The organism is Neobacillus sp. plas4 (assembly GCF_057221695.1).
Genome location: NZ_CM170152.1, coordinates 576,900 through 592,431, shown reverse-complemented (window position 1 = coordinate 592,431; position 15,532 = coordinate 576,900). Strand labels below are relative to the sequence as shown.

The 15,532-nt window shown below is 37.9% G+C and carries 11 protein-coding genes; all 11 read right to left on the bottom strand.

The features are described from left to right. Nucleotides 1-399 precede the first annotated feature (399 nt). The 11 genes from AC2TFD_RS02865 to AC2TFD_RS02815 all read right to left on the bottom strand — a co-directional run bounded on the left by AC2TFD_RS02865 (nucleotide 400) and on the right by AC2TFD_RS02815 (nucleotide 15,432). Nucleotides 400-3,837: a discoidin domain-containing protein gene (locus tag AC2TFD_RS02865; RefSeq protein ID WP_484674943.1), complete on the bottom strand. Its 3,438-nt coding sequence runs from the start codon at nucleotides 3,835-3,837 to the stop codon at nucleotides 400-402. 645 nt (nucleotides 3,838-4,482) lie between these two features. Beyond that, nucleotides 4,483-5,610, bottom strand: a complete 1,128-nt coding sequence (locus AC2TFD_RS02860) for a glycoside hydrolase family 88 protein (protein ID WP_484674942.1) — start codon at nucleotides 5,608-5,610, stop codon at nucleotides 4,483-4,485. A 5-nt stretch (nucleotides 5,611-5,615) separates the two neighbouring features. Continuing rightward, complete coding sequence (locus tag AC2TFD_RS02855; RefSeq protein ID WP_484674941.1) at nucleotides 5,616-7,409, bottom strand: sensor histidine kinase; 1,794 nt, start codon at nucleotides 7,407-7,409, stop codon at nucleotides 5,616-5,618. Continuing rightward, a complete protein-coding gene (locus AC2TFD_RS02850; RefSeq protein ID WP_484674940.1) occupies nucleotides 7,409-8,476 on the bottom strand; it encodes a response regulator transcription factor in 1,068 nt (355 codons plus the stop codon). The genes AC2TFD_RS02855 and AC2TFD_RS02850 overlap by 1 nt, the downstream gene beginning before the upstream one ends. 194 nt (nucleotides 8,477-8,670) lie before the next feature. Further along, nucleotides 8,671-10,263: an extracellular solute-binding protein gene (locus tag AC2TFD_RS02845; RefSeq protein ID WP_484674939.1), complete on the bottom strand. Its 1,593-nt coding sequence runs from the start codon at nucleotides 10,261-10,263 to the stop codon at nucleotides 8,671-8,673. Between the two features lie 62 nt (nucleotides 10,264-10,325). Continuing rightward, nucleotides 10,326-11,201 carry a carbohydrate ABC transporter permease gene (locus tag AC2TFD_RS02840; RefSeq protein ID WP_484674938.1) on the bottom strand — a complete coding sequence of 292 codons (876 nt, stop codon included), beginning with the start codon at nucleotides 11,199-11,201 and terminating at the stop codon, nucleotides 10,326-10,328. Nucleotides 11,202-11,215: 14 nt separating this feature from the next. After that, entirely contained in the window at nucleotides 11,216-12,187 is a 972-nt protein-coding gene (locus AC2TFD_RS02835; RefSeq protein ID WP_484674937.1) for an ABC transporter permease, read from the bottom strand. 78 nt (nucleotides 12,188-12,265) lie between these two features. Beyond that, complete coding sequence (locus AC2TFD_RS02830; protein WP_484674936.1) at nucleotides 12,266-13,117, bottom strand: sugar phosphate isomerase/epimerase family protein; 852 nt, start codon at nucleotides 13,115-13,117, stop codon at nucleotides 12,266-12,268. Between the two features lie 15 nt (nucleotides 13,118-13,132). Further along, a complete protein-coding gene (locus AC2TFD_RS02825) occupies nucleotides 13,133-14,293 on the bottom strand; it encodes a Gfo/Idh/MocA family protein (RefSeq protein WP_484674935.1) in 1,161 nt (386 codons plus the stop codon). A gap of 234 nt (nucleotides 14,294-14,527) precedes the next feature. After that, nucleotides 14,528-15,031 carry a YehS family protein gene (locus AC2TFD_RS02820; RefSeq protein WP_335516011.1) on the bottom strand — a complete coding sequence of 168 codons (504 nt, stop codon included), beginning with the start codon at nucleotides 15,029-15,031 and terminating at the stop codon, nucleotides 14,528-14,530. Nucleotides 15,032-15,144: 113 nt separating this feature from the next. Beyond that, nucleotides 15,145-15,432 (bottom strand): putative quinol monooxygenase, encoded by a 288-nt coding sequence (locus AC2TFD_RS02815; RefSeq protein ID WP_484674934.1) that lies wholly within the window; start codon nucleotides 15,430-15,432, stop codon nucleotides 15,145-15,147. Nucleotides 15,433-15,532 lie beyond the last annotated feature (100 nt).

The window sequence follows — 15,532 nt, the reverse complement described above, 5'->3', positions numbered from 1 at the left end:
CCTTATTATTTTTTTGTTTGGTTTCCGATGATAGGTGTACTTCGGGATAACCTCTATTGAGGACTAACCCTTTCTGTGCGCTCGTGTGTTTTGTACTCAATACCCTTGATTGAGGACTAATCCTTACGGTGCGCTTGTTAGTTTTGTACTCAATACCCTTGATTGAGGACTAATCCTTACGGTGCGCTTGTTAGTTTTGTACTCAATACCCTTGATTGAGGACTAATCCTTTCTGTGCGCTCGGTAGTTTTGTCGTCAATACCCTTGATTGAGACTAATCCCTTCCCTGCACCAGTTAGTTTTGTCCTCAATATCCCCAGGATTGAGGACATTTTATCAATAAAAAGAAGCGTGAATTCACAGTGGAATTCACGCTTAAAGTTTTTAGTATTCTAGATTTTAGTTTTGTTGAGTATTCTCTACAGCCTGGCTGCCGAGTCTGTCTTTAAGCTGTTGTAAATAAAGGCTTCGAGGGGCGACATGGCGTCCTTCTGCTTCCCAGTAACCATCTTCTCTAATGGAATTGCCCTCTGTCTTAAAGTCACCCGGCTGTCTTTTTCCAATAAGTCCGATGGCATAGTTTTGTGCGGTCGGCGGGCTTTGAACAGCTAATTCACCCGTATGGTTCCAGAACACATAATTCGCTCCTGCCCAGCCATGCCCGGTACCATAATAAGCGCGGTCCATGACATTTGCTTTTCCTTCCACGCTGTCAAATAAACCTCCTGTTGCCCAGCGTTGATGGGGCTCACTTCGAGCAAAGGAATCCACATCGACTGAATCTAAAATGGCATTTGGTCCAGCCATATGTTTATCGAAAATAAACCCATGTCTGGCTGTTTCTGAATGGACTCTCTGTGTTAGGGTCAGCTGCCCCACATAATTAAACGGATACCTTCTAGATCCTGTTATGATACTCACCATATCTTTGTTGGTCGAATCTTGAATGGTCACCCATTTTGAATATCTGCCCACATTGACTAAACTCTTAGTCAAATACAGACCTGTTACATTTCTCATCCAAGCATTTTTTGTATATTCAAAGGTTAGAAAGGTCGATGCTTTTTCTTCATCTGAATAGTATTCAGTACCATTATCATGTTTAGCTGTTACAGATTTATCAAATTCAACTTCCACTCTTAAATCTTCGACCCCGACATTATTTAATCGATTAGAATCATCATATTTGTAAACCTCTCCGCCCCCATATTCACGTTCAATGGCATTGGAGACTGGGGCATCAATGGTGATGGTATTGCCTTTTATAGCTGTAATAACACGGTCGAAATCTAGTGTAAAAGGCTCCCATTGAACGGTCGTTCCCCGGTCTGGAATCCGGTCCATATTGATGTCATGAATCCAGCTGCTGTTTCCATAGCGGCGAATCATGATTGTATCGCCAACTTTAAAGGAGGATGCATTTTCGACATGGAAGCTGGAGCTTCCGACTGATACATATAAATCAGTAACAGCTGTTTTTGTATCAGTAAGTAAAGCAGGGGAAGCAGTTTTATCGCCTACCTCTAAAATATTACGTACTGTCTTACCAGTCGCATACAAAATGGTGTCTTCTTCTCCCTCTCCACTGCCGCGAAGGACCACACCACTGCTGTTAATTTTTAATGTTCCTTCAATTTCATAGGTTCCCTTCTTTAGGACAACTGCTCCTCGGAAACCATTTGACTGAAGTGGCAGATTTGAGACATAATCAATTGCTTGTTGGATATTTTCTGTATCATCCCCTTCTACAGGTACAACCACTACTTGCTCCTGAACAACCGGGATACTGATACCGCCGCCCATATAGCCGCTGTTAGAGTAGTCCATGATCTGGTTTCCTCTAAAATCAGAAGAATATTCAAGTTTTCCTTCCTCGTTTAAAAACGCCATTTTACTTTGATCTTCTGGGAATTGTTCCATATCCATAACACGGAAATGCAATGAATCATACACTCTTTTATCTTCATCCAATTGAATTTCCAGCTGTATTTCATACTTTCCTTCATTGAGGGTTCCAGGAATACTAAGTGTATACTCATCACCTTTAGAAATATGAAGCAGTTTAAACTTATGGACAACTTCATTGTCTTCGTTAACAACCCTTCCACGAATCTTTCCATCACGGTGAGCATTCACCTTTACTTCAGGATATTCTCCTCCTGGCGAAAGGATTGCAGGCTGTCCAATTTGGGTTGGTAATTCCGGATGAATCAATGACGTATCGACAATCCGTGCTTCCGGATCATCTACATCAACAAATACACTGATGCTTTGGGTAATTCCTTCAACTGTTGCCTTTCCAGTGAGGACAGTCACGCCGCCTGCTACAGCAGTAATGGTACCATTCTCATCCACTGTTGCTACCTCTGGCCGGCTGCTAGTAAACTCAATGTTTGCCTCTTGATCAGAGAGTTTTCCTCCATCATATAGATTTCCTTCAATATTAACTGTTTTGGTATCACCTTTTGTCATATCAATATCTGAATCTTTTTCATACTTATCTATTAATTCATCGAATAGATATACTCCTTTTAAAGGGTTTTTGGCTGGCGCCACTGGAGCTTCATCTGTGTCAAAAATCTTCAATTCGTAAATTAAAGGAACGGATGCTTTCTTAGCATGGACGTTTACCTTCAGATAGCGGGCTGTTATTTTTTCAAAATTGGCTTGTTCTTGTTTTGCAACAACCAAACGATTTTCATAAAATGATGACCAATTTTTATTATCATTTGAATAGAACAATTCATATTTTTCGAGAGCATCTAGATTGAAGAGGATTTGTGACTTATTAAAGGTTAGCTCTCTTCCAAGGTCAATGGATAACCAATGTTGTCCATCGTCCCTAAAATCTCCGCTCAATGCTCTCCAATAAGTACTTTCATCTCCATCGACTGCATTGGGGCCAACTGTTCCCCCACAGCTACTGCCACAGAAGGAACTGACAGTTACATCCTTCTTGTAAGCGATATTTATTTGAGCTTTATCCGTATCTGGACCAAAAACATCGACCCATAAACGATACGTTTTTGTTACATCATTTTTCGTTACAGTGATATCCACTGCTGCTGTGCCCTCTCCCTTAGCTGTCATTAGTCCTGTTTCATCTACGGTAACAACGTCAGGTGCACTGCTTTGGAAAGCAGCTTCTTCTGTTACATCTACTAAACTTCCGTTTGCCAATGTACCGATAACCGCTATAGATTTGGTATCCCCAGGAGTGATTTCCAGCCCATTTGCACCAACTGTTTGGTTATTGCTTACTACTGCCAAGGAAGATAATGGACTTAATGATGGGTCGATTTGGCGGTTGTAAACTTCTATCTCAGATAAGATGTTTTGCCCCTGCCTTCCAGTTGCTGAGCTAATAATATCTAAGCTGACTTTGATGTATCGTGCTAGGACCGAGTCAAAACCGGCTGTTTCTTTCGTTGTTAATTCCTGACCTTTTGTCGCTACTTCTACCCACGAAGAACTTGACGCATTCTTATAAGATATTTGGTAGGAAACAATAAAAGAGGTATTTAACCCTTTTAATACTACTTCATTTACTTGAGTCTCTTCTCCTAAATCGATTTCTATCCAAGAATTATGATTATCCGTGACATCTGCGTCTGTTACCGACCAATATGTGGTGCTACTTCCATCAACTGCATTAGTCGCAGCCAATCCGCAGCCAGAACAGTGTGAACTCTTTTGTAAATTTACTGTTTTCCCTAGAGCCAAATTTATCGGCCCTTCTTCAGCGGCCGTACTAGTTCCCATCACTGGCATAAACAAAGATTGAATCAAACAAAAAACAAGCAGGATGGATATGGTCCTTTTGGACAAAATCTTCATGTATTCACTCCCTTTAGTGTAAACGTATTCATTAATAGGTATTAAAAGTGGATCCACTCTTTACAAGTCTAAAATAAACTCACCTCCTTAAAATCGAGGACAAACAAAACTCTTACTTTCCTTTGACAGTTGTTGAGATTAGAGATTCTGGAGATGGAGTAGATTCTAGATGAGGATAGAAGGAATTATTCAGAATTTTCATACCACTCATTATAATTCCTATAAAAATTTGCAAGAGGGATAATTTTGTGTTGATTGTGTAATATTTTTACTGGTTTTTTATTACAACTCAGAAAGGCTGTGTCAGGTTATTGTTGATTTTATTAATTTTAAGAATCATAATAAACGGAGAAAATCCGCTTAATTTGTAATTACTAGAAAAAATAGCTTTAATAGACGGAGAAATTCCGCCTATTGACTCGAAAAACGTGAAAATGGAGGATTTTTCTTTGCATAACCGGAAAACCTCCCCTTATTTACCCCGAAATAGGCTCCATTCTGCATTTAACCGGAAAGTCTCCGCTTATTTTACTTTCACTGGTCACTAGAGCGCATATCAACAGCCTTATTTAACATCACCTTCAGAAATGATCTAAAGGCAATAAGATAGGCAGCCAGTTGGCTGCCTATCTTTATTTAAAACCTCTATTGTGACATTGCCTCAAAACCTTTTAATCTAGCAATGCCTTCAACAAAATAAAAGTCACCATAAATAAGCGGATTATCTACGTATTTTCCATTATGATAATGACTTACTCCATGTAAAATCATTCCATCCTGGGATGGGTCTTCCCAGGCCCCGTAGTTCTTATAAAGAGAATGAAGGATATTTTCACCAGCTGTTCGATAAAGCTTGGATTCAATTGGATCTGCCTTTTCAGCTAATAAGAGCAGCCCGCTTGCAGCAATGGCCCCGGCGGATGAATCTCTGTAAGCTGTAACGTCTTCAGGAATTCGGAAATCCCATACAGGTACATAATCCTCTGGCAGATTGGCGATAAAGAAATGTGCCACCTTTTTAGCGGCCTGTAAGTATCGATCTTCCCCTGTAAAGTGATAACAAAGCGTCATTCCATACAATGCCCAAGCAGCTCCTCTTGCCCAGGCAGAAAATGGTGCATGACCTTGTCCTGCAATATGACCAATACATTCTCCGGTTTCTGAGTCAAACTCAACAATATGGTGAACTGCTCCATCTTCGCGGATAAAATGGGAAAGAACCGTGTCCGCATGTTTCATAGCCACTGCTTTAAATCTTGGATTTTTTGTTTCTTCGGAAGCCCAATACAAAAGGGGCAGATTCATCATTGTGTCAATAATGGACCAGCCTGATTTATCATCGCCCTCTCCCCAATTGTTCCAGGCTTGAATGTAGTTTCCGTTAGCATTAAATCTTCCCATCAAAATGTGAGCAATCAGTAATGCTCTCTTCTTTGACTCTTCATCACCTAGTAGTTTATATCTTGCAACACTAGTTAACTTCCACATAAAACCAACATCATGATGCATGGTGTAAAAGTACTTTATCACTTCATCTAACTTTACTTCGCACTCTTCCGCGATTGCTTTTAGTTTTTCATCTTTAGATTCCTGATAAACCTGCCACAGAAGCCCAGGCCAAAATGCTGCTGTCCACCAATTGGGTCTTTCAAAGACATATTCCCCATTCTCACTCGCATGTGGGAAATTTGCGCCAATTTTTTCAGAAGTTTTCTCTAGCTTATTCTTGATCGTTGACCATGCCCCATCTACCCAATTCAATTGTTCAGTCATTAATCTCATCCTTTCATATGGTAGGGAACAGCCATTCGAATCGTGGTTCCCTTATTTTGTTCGCTAAAAATCTCAATTCCATAGTCATTGCCAAATAACAGTTTCGTTCTTTTTGCCACATTTAATAAACCAATACCATGATTGGTGTTTGGATGTAATTGTTCATCTTCCAATTTAGTTCTAAGCTCTAGTAATCTACCAGGGTTCATTCCAATACCATTATCCCCAACGGAAAGAAATAAAATATCGCCTTTTACTTCTCCTCTAATGATAATTTCAGATTGATCCGTCACTGGTTGAAAGCCATGTTCCATTGCATTTTCGACTAATGGCTGTAAACTTAGCTTTACGATTTCTGCACGTAATAACTGATTGTCTATCTCAATCGATAAGGGAATTTTTTTTTGCCACCTGTGTTCCTGAATGATTAAGAAGTCTTTTACATGTTGTAACTCATCTTCAATCTTAACAACCTCAAGGTTTTGAAGTGAATACCGAAACATATTTGCAAGTGCTTCTGTCATTTCGGAAATCTCTTCTTCTTCTCTTAATATCGCAAAGGAGTTGATGGTTCCTAACGTATTGTATAAAAAGTGAGGATTGATTTGAGCCTGTAAAGCTTGAAACTCAACCTTTTGTTTTTCTAACTCTCTCTTCTGTAACATAATTTGACCTTTTTGATTTTCAAGCTCTGCTTTATAAACTTGATCAATTAGAGAGGCTAATCGCTTCACCATTTTATTGTAATTTTGAACTAAGCTGCTTATTTCATCATTTCCACTTGGTTCAGGTGCTAATTCCCAATTACCTCTCTCCACGTTCTTCATGGTTCTTTCAATCATACGGATGGGTTTAACAATTTTCCAAATGAAATGCTGTGCAAAGAATAATGCCATGATGATGGCGATCGCACCAGAAATCAACACCGTTGTGCGTACAACCGCAATCGGTTCAAATAAGGTTACCCGCGGTACAGCGAGAACAACCTTCCAACCAGTATAGGAAGAAGTATTAAAATGAAAGAAAACCCTTTCATGTTTCCATTCGTCATAGAAATTGTTTACAGATTTATTTGCCAGCTTATTCTTTATAGATTCCTTAACTTTTGTTCCCATATATTCATCATCCGGATGATAAATAATTTGTCCTTCGTCCCCGATAATCATAAAGAAACTATTCTCAGCTAACTTAATTTCTCCCCATGACCTTGTTAGATAAGAAGGTTTTAAGTCCACGGCAATAATACCTTTAGGCTCAAACGTTTTTGCCCCGCGGATTTTCCGGGCCATGGTAATAACCAATCTATTATTATTGATTCTTGGGTAGATAAGAATTTTCCCATCATTCGGTGTCCGTTTATTTAAATCTTGGTAAAATTCCTTTACTGGAAATACGCCTCTAGGTTCATTTGACATGATGTACTTTCCATTTTCACTCATTAGATAAATTTGTTCGATTTCAGGCCTTTCCGTTATAATGCCATTCATACCATCCTTAATTTGGGAATATTCTAGATAGCTTTCATAACTTGATAAAGTATCTCTATCAAGGAATTTCCGCACATCTTGGCTGGTAATCAGCGGCAGTGTCGCCCGTTCATAGTTTTTTAAATATTCATCGATTTGAAGATTTACGTTATTGACGATTTGCTCCAAATATACAGATACTTGATTCTCGATTGTAATTGAAGCTTTACTATAGGTCGTAACAGAGACTAATACCAAGGAAGATAGAATAATCACTGAAAAATAAATAAGCAATCTGTGAAATAAGTTTAAACGAAGAAACCAGAACTTCATTAATTCATCTCCAGCGATGAGATATATTTTGAAGGAGATAATCCGGTATACTTTTTAAACGTTTTCGTAAAATGTGAAAGATCTTCATACCCAAGGCTATTAGCGATTTCGGTGATCTTCATATTACTAGAATCCATAAGCTTCAAGGCTTGTTCCATCCGCAATTGCATACGATATTCAACAAAACTGGTCCCTGTTTCCTTTTTAAAAAGGTGACTAAAATAGGCAGAGTTTAGCCCTAATTTATCTGCGACATCGTCTAAAGTTATTTTTTCACTCAGATTTTCTGATATATATTTCTTTGCAAACTCAATTGGATCAAGCACTTGGCCTTTACGCTGTCTCCGTATTCGTTCAATTAACTCAATACAGTTTTGCTGAAAGCTGTCTATTAGTGCAGCTATATTTGTTCCATTAATGTTTCCTGCATGCTCATCCAGTACGATATTTCCTCTTTTATTCACACGTTTAATAAGATTGGATAGAATATTATTTAACGTATTGTAAAAATAACTAACTTCCATTTCCTTACTAACGAGGATTTCACCCCATGATGACAGAGAGATTTTGACTATATCTTCATTAAGTGTCCAGATAGCCCCCTCCAGGGTATCTATTAAATTCTCCAACTCATTCATATTAAGGAAATGTTCAGTCGGTTTTCGATACTTATCAATGAGACGTACTAGTGTTTCTTGCGCCATCTTCTTAGTAACCGGTTTCAAAAGATATTCTTTTACACCCAGCGTTATCGCCTTCTGGGCATAGCTAAACTCATCATACCCCGAGAGGATTACCCACTGAGTCCTGGTCATCTTTTTACTCCACTTTTCAATGAGCGTTAAACCATCCATTACGGGCATATTAATATCCGTAAATACGATATCAAACTCTTGTTCTTCAAATAATTGATTGGCAATCAGACCGCTATCCGCCTCAAGAATGTCAATCTTAACATCTTCTAACTCTGTATGACTTAATAGATAACTAATTCCTTTACGGACAATCGGCTCATCATCAATGATTAATATGTTGATTGTTATAGAAATAGTAATCGCCCCCTGCATGCCATTATGTTTGTTTGTTTATTAAACGAAATAGCTACTTTATAACATCATTATATCTCTCATTTCAAGTAATCGTCCTAATTTTTCTATTTTTTTGATAATGTTACTATTTAGTTTGAAAGCGGAGAAACCGTTACGGAAACAGCCTTTTTAAAAAACCAGCCTTTACTGCTAAAGGCTGGTTTAAAAGCATATTACTTTCTAGATGTTTCGTAGTATTTGCCTTCTTTATATTGTGCTTTTGCATCTTTAAGGTATTGTTCGCCGCCCAGCTTTTTCCATTCCTCTAATACCTTATCCCAATCATTTACAGGTTCAGCTCCAGTAATCATTTTCACGATATGTCCGTGAAGGAATTCAGAGTGTCCATCTGCATTTTTATCTTCCATATCTGGTTTACCTGTAAAAGTTGTCAAAGGTGGTTCAAACGTAATTCCGCCATTTCCTTCTTTAGCAAGAACATTCTCATACGTGTCTAAAAGTGCTTGTCCTTCAGGTGTTGTTTTTAATAGGCCTTCTGTATATGCTGCATCACCTGTTAACCATAACCAGCCTGTACGGAATGCTTCTTTGTTCACTTCATCTGGTGCAACTGCTTGTTTGTAGTTGATTTTACCGTTCTCTTTTGTATAATCTTCACCTTCAATTCCAAAAGTGAAGAATTCTGTAGCTTCTTCGGTTACCATCCAATCTAAGAATTGAATAATACGTTCCGGATTCTTTGTTTCTGCATTGATAAAGTAGTTTCTAAAAGCTGGATCATAGATAACATATCCACCATTCGTTCCTTCTGTACCCACAGGAGAAGGGATAATTGCAAGTTCTGCATCAGGTACATTTGCCTGTAAGACTTTATTCCAAGAATTAAGGACATTGGCATTTGCTGAGAACATACCGCCCTTACCAGACTGGATGATATCTTTGTATTGATTTGATTCTTGCGTTAAGAATTCCTTGTGGATTAACCCTTCATCGTACATTGTTTTATACGTTTGAATGGCTTTTTTCATATTTACAGAATCAAGATACTTAGGAACTGGATCTCCATCTTTATTTAATTCCATTAGTGGTTGTACATCGTATGCTCCAAAGAATGTATCAGAATAACTTAAGCCTTTTCTTGCTACAAATGGCTGGTCTACACCCATTTCTTTAAATACACGTAATACTTCCAACGTTTCTTCAACAGTTTTTGGTACCTCTAAACCTGCTTTTTCTAGTAAATCTTTCCGAATAAATGTTGCTCTACGAGAAGGATTACTCAAAATTTGTGGAATAGCATAAATTTTTCCATCCGTAAATCTCTGAGTTTCCCATACTTCTTTTGGAATGAACTTCTTCAAATTTGGTCCATATTCATCAATTAAATCATCAAGTGGCAAGAATACTCCTGCTTCAACGGCTTGTACCAATGACTGACCTGAATTCGTGTATTTACCCATACCTTGGACAACATCCGGAATATCACCTGATGCAAACATTAAGTCCATTTTTGTCTTATAATCATTGTGTGGCAATAACTGAATGTCAATATCTGTATTTGTAAATTCTTCAATCTTTTTAACATATGGATCTTCATTGATGTTTGGAGAATTCTCTACATGCGGTATTGCAAGTGTACGGATAGCCATAGAAAATGCTACTTTTTCGTCGGTAACTTTTTTCTTATCATCATCTTTTTTCTCTTCACTGCTTGTATTGCCTGAACTACAGCCGGCAATGATTATAGCTGTAATAATCGCAAGGATGAATGCTAAGAACTTATTGCTCCGTTTTCTCTGTTTCATTCTTTTTCCCCCTAAAATTTTTATTTAATATAGTTAGAAAAGAATAGCCATTTTAAAAATGATTATTCTTTTACAGAACCCAACATGGAGCCTTTCACAAAATACTTTTGCAAGAATGGATAGACTAAAAGGATAGGCAGCGTTGCAAAGATAATCGTTGCCATCTGAATTCCCTCTGGTGAGCTCAAGGCCATTGATGTCAAGTTCGCCTCTGTATCAACCATCTCATTTGAAACAATCATTTGCCTTAGTTTTACCTGAAGCGGGTATAGTCTTGGATCATTGATAAAGTAAATCGCACTTTGATAGCTGTTCCAATGACCAACACCATAAAAAATACCTAATGTCGCTAAAGCAGGCTTGGATAGCGGTAAAATAATTTTAAAGAGAATTCCAAGTTCTCCCAAACCATCTACTCGAGCCGCGTCAATAAGCGTACTTGGGATATTCATGAAGAATGATCTCATGATAAAGAAGTTAAATGCACTAATTAATCCTGGTACTACAAGCGCCCATAACGTATCAATCATTCCAAAGCTTTTAATGACTAGAAAAGAAGGAATTAATGGGACAGAGAAAATCATTGTAAATAATACCATTAATAGCACAAACTTTTTCCCCTTAAACTCAGGTCTTGAGGTTGGGTACGCTAATGAAGCGGTTGCAATTAGGTTTAACAGCGTACCACCTACTGTAACCAGTACAGATACCCCAAAAGCTCTCCAAATCGAGGCATCTTGCATTACATATTCAAAGTTATTAATTGTAAACTCAACTGGCCAGAAGAATACTTTTCCATTTGTAAGAGCTTCTGCTGAACTAAATGATTTTGCAATAATATGCAAGAATGGGAGCAGCATACTTAGGGAAAGTAAGGTGATAAAAACAACATTAAAACTTGTAAATATTTTTCCGCCGAGACTTTGTTTTTGTTTCATGCTTGTCCCTCCTTTTAGTACAAACTGTTCCCGGTAAAGCGTTTACTTAAGAAGTTTGCGATCATAAGCAGAATTAATCCAACCACAGATTTTAACAATCCGATAGCCGTTGTGAAGCTATACTGTGCTTGTTGTAAACCTGCTTTAAAGATATAGGTATCTAGTACCTCTCCATTTACTGAGTTTAATGGATTTAAGAAAACGTAGACCCTTTCAAAACCGAAGTCTAAGAAATTACCAATTTGTAATAAGAACAGTACAGTGAATGTAGGCATGATGGCAGGAATCGTAACGTGCATCGTTTGCTTCCAGCGGTTTGCACCGTCTACCTTTGCTGCCTCATATAATTCTGGATTGATGGCTGTTAATGCCGCTAAGTAAATAATGGTTCCCCACCCAACACTTTGCCATAGTTGCGCAAGAATTAAGATCGGACGAATAAAGTTCTCTGAGCCTAAAAAGTAGATTGGCTCCTTTCCTAACCATACAATTACTTGGTTTACAATCCCCGTTGTTGGAGACAAGATCCCAATAAAAATCCCACTGATGATTACCCATGACAGAAAGTGCGGCATGTAAATAACGGTTTGAACAATCTTTTTGTAAAGTTGAAGCCGCAGCTCATTCAATAAGAGAGCAAGAATTAGAGGAGCTGGGAACATGAGCATATCGTAAAAGCTTAATAACAGAGTGTTTTTTAGTATCCTCATGGATTCCGGATTCTCAAATAATGTTTTAAAGTGTTTCAGTCCCACCCATTCACTGGCGAAGACACCTTTGAAAATGTTGTAATCTTTAAAGGCAATAATGGAACCAACTAAAGGAATGTATTTAAAGATTAGAAAATACAAGATTCCTGGAATGGCAATGATATACAACATCTGGTATTTCTTAAGATGGCGGAGAGTTGAAGTAATCTTGCTTACTTTTGTCGGTGTTTCGTGTTGAATTACATTCTTGTCTAAAACGACATTCGTATCTTCCATCCATGTTCACTCCTTTATCACGATCTTACTAGCGATAGAATTTATATTGTATTCTATCGCTAGTTGATCCTAAAAAAATTAAAACCAATCAGCGTAACCTAGTTCTCTTAAATGGTTGGCAGAAATTTTCAGAGACTCATAAGGGTCCCTGCCGTATGTGTCATCTTGTTCAACAATAAAGTATTCAGACCCATACGCTAATCCCGCTTCTATGATTTCTTTTATATTTAGTGTACCTTCACCTAATTCTGCAAATTCAACGTTGTTATGCACTCTTTGTACATATGTTGCACGATCACTTACACCATTCAAATCTACAACACCGATACGGTAATCTTTTAGGTGCAGCAAGCCAATTCTTCCTGTGTACTTCTTAAGAAGTTCTACAGGGTTTACGCCTGCCCGTGCCACCCAATGGACATCGATCTCAAAACCAAGTAATGAAGAGTTGTTTTTAATGATATCTAATAATAATTCACCATCATATTTTTGGAACTCAACAGCATGATTGTGGAAATAGAATTGAATACCATATTCAGCTAATCTTTCTGACATTAATTCTACTTTTTCTACAAAGTTCAGGATTTTATCTTTGTCTCCCAAAATATCTAATGGAATCATTCCCATACGCAGGTAGTTACAATCAAGCGCTTTGCAATCATCGACAATCTTTTGGAAATGCTCGGTTAGATTATCAGCATTACTGCCTGGCTTTGGATCGATAGCAGCGGAAAGTGCAGCAATTTTAATATCGAAGTCCTCCGCTGCTCGTTTAAATTCAGCAACATTTTCTGCTGTCATTGGAATTTGAGATACTTCGACGGCGCGATAGCCAAGCTCGTGAATCTGTCTCATGGTTTCATAGACACCGTGTTCAGCAACCTTGCCTTTCACCATCATCATCTGTACTGCAAATTTACCCTTTTTCACTTTAGCTGTACCTCCTTAGTTTTGTACCGTAACGCTATTTTCTTCTTCAATCTTTTTATTTAATTCAGCTAAGAATAAATCCTCATCAAGCGGTAATTCTACTTCTTTCCCCAGCCAGCTTGAAAGGTGGATTGCGTTGGCTAATGCCACCCCATGGATTCCGTCACTTCCTGGTGCTACCAATTCAGTGCCATCCAAAATATTAGCTGCGAAGTTTTCTAAAATATTGATATGCTGCTGACCCCATACACTTTGGAATTCAATGACTTCTTCACTGTATATTTTTGAAGGGCCCTCACCACTTGTAAGTTTCTTTATATCCCCCCAGCCTAACGTAGCGCTCATTTCTGGTTCTGACTTATAAAGACGCTTAATCGTAATTTTCCTGCTATTGTCGACGATAATTTTCCCTTTATCTCCTAAAATTTCGAAACGGTCTGTTCCTAAAACATCATGTGTACAAGTAATAAATACTCCAGTTGCGCCGTTTCCATAATCGAGTATGGCGGTTACTTCATCCTCGACTGGGATGTTTCTTTGATATCCGTATTTTAGGTTGGAATAAACCTTCTTAGGCATTCCGCAGATCCATTGAAGTAAATCAATTTGATGTGGTGCTTGGTTGACAAGTACACCGCCGCCTTCGCCGCCCCATGTGGCTCTCCATGCACCCATATCATAATATCCTTGTGGTCTCCACCAGGTTGTAATCAGCCAATTGGTTCGGCGGATATTTCCGATTTCTCCATTATCAATTAACTCTTTTACTTTTTTATAAAGTGGGTTTGTGCGTTGATTAAAGAAAACAGCAAAGGTTAATTCAGGCTTGGTTGCAGCAAAGTCGTTTAATTCTTTTACTTGTTTGGTATAAACTCCCGCCGGTTTTTCTACCAATACGTGAACATCTCTCTTTAACGCTTCAATTCCAATCTCAGGGTGCAGGTAATGTGGTACCGTAGTAACAACGGCGTCCACATTACCACTCTCTAGCATTTCAATATAGTTATTATAGAAAGGTACTTCCGGAAATTTTTCTGCACAATATTCCTTTTTCGCTGGGTCAATGTCACAAAATGCCCCAATCTCCAAGTTCTTGACCATTCCCTCTGAAATAAATCGGCTATAGTTGCTGCCTTGTGCTCCTACACCAATAATTCCCAGTCTCACCTTTTTCATCTTTATTTCCCCTCTCTTTATCTATTTTCAGAAACTATCATTCTGTTTAATTAAGAGTTGTTAGAATAGATTTACTATTGGAATCGTTTACAGTAATTTATATTAAGAATATATCACTTGTAATTCAAATCTCACTTGTACGATATTTAGCTCTATTGTATTTTTTTTAGAATGATACAAATCCCCCTATTGCAAACATAATAAAAAGCGCTAATGGAAATAGCGCCTTTTGATTCATCCTCTATAGTGTATTGCCAGCCCTTTTAAAAAGTTTCGAGCGTATTTATCTAAACACTCTTTGTAATTTTTATGGCCTTCTTTTCTTAAAAAGGCACTTAATTCTCCTTTTGTAATCGTGAGTCCGGCCTTTTCAAATATATCGAGCATTTCCTCACTGGTTAATTGCAGTGCAATTTTCAGCTTTTTTAATAATGTATTATTCATATTTCCACTTTTCTTTACAGGCGCTGCGGGTGTATCAGGCTGCCCAGGTTTTGGATCTTGCTTTCCTCTTTTAAAAACGATAAAGCCATTAAAAAAAGAGTCCAACATCACGTTATTCACTTTTATTTGGTCGGAATATAGTTCTTCCTCATAACTGTCAGGTGATTTTGTAAGTATTTTTTGTATCTCTTCCTTTGTGACTTCCACACCGCCAAGTTCAAATATCTCAACCATATCGGTATCCTTAATATCCAGCGCATATCTTACTCGAATCACTATATCATTATTATCCATAGTTAAACCTCCTATAACCATGCCATTTACATAAGCATTATTCAGTATGCCACAACAAAAAATACTATGCAATAAGCCGCTGACACCTCGGCTTATCACATAGTATTCGCCATTTACTTAATTTCTCGATAAAGATTGATTTCTGTACTTTCTCTAAGTTTTCTTAGTTCTGGAACAATTGTCCTTACATGTTCGCTTCTATTATGTAGATCAAGTGCTTCTTCATCTACCCATTCTTCAATCATAGTAACGATGGTTGGATCATTGATATCCTCATGAAGAACGTAAGAGATACAGCCTTCTTCTTTATTGGTTTCCGTTACAAGCTCTCTCGCAATCTTTATATACTCTTCCTTCTGAACATCTGGTTTCAGTTTACCTTTCGCAACAACTCTTAACATTTTACTTGCTCCTGTTCTATTCTTAATATAGTTTATTTTGTCAAATCGAGCGCCCATTCACCTATGATAACTCTTAAATTTATTCTAGCATTTTTAGTCA

Excerpts from the sequence above, each read along its gene's own strand:
- AC2TFD_RS02865 (WP_484674943.1), bottom strand. The coding sequence starts at position 3,837 with ATGAAGATTTTGTCCAAAAGGACCATATCCATCCTGCTTGTTTTTTGT.
- AC2TFD_RS02860 (WP_484674942.1), bottom strand. The coding sequence starts at position 5,610 with ATGACTGAACAATTGAATTGGGTAGATGGGGCATGGTCAACGATCAAG.
- AC2TFD_RS02855 (WP_484674941.1), bottom strand. The coding sequence starts at position 7,409 with ATGAAGTTCTGGTTTCTTCGTTTAAACTTATTTCACAGATTGCTTATT.
- AC2TFD_RS02850 (WP_484674940.1), bottom strand. The coding sequence starts at position 8,476 with ATGCAGGGGGCGATTACTATTTCTATAACAATCAACATATTAATCATT.
- AC2TFD_RS02845 (WP_484674939.1), bottom strand. The coding sequence starts at position 10,263 with ATGAAACAGAGAAAACGGAGCAATAAGTTCTTAGCATTCATCCTTGCG.
- AC2TFD_RS02840 (WP_484674938.1), bottom strand. The coding sequence starts at position 11,201 with ATGAAACAAAAACAAAGTCTCGGCGGAAAAATATTTACAAGTTTTAAT.
- AC2TFD_RS02835 (WP_484674937.1), bottom strand. The coding sequence starts at position 12,187 with ATGGAAGATACGAATGTCGTTTTAGACAAGAATGTAATTCAACACGAA.
- AC2TFD_RS02825 (WP_484674935.1), bottom strand. The coding sequence starts at position 14,293 with ATGAAAAAGGTGAGACTGGGAATTATTGGTGTAGGAGCACAAGGCAGC.
- AC2TFD_RS02820 (WP_335516011.1), bottom strand. The coding sequence starts at position 15,031 with ATGGATAATAATGATATAGTGATTCGAGTAAGATATGCGCTGGATATT.
- AC2TFD_RS02815 (WP_484674934.1), bottom strand. The coding sequence starts at position 15,432 with ATGTTAAGAGTTGTTGCGAAAGGTAAACTGAAACCAGATGTTCAGAAG.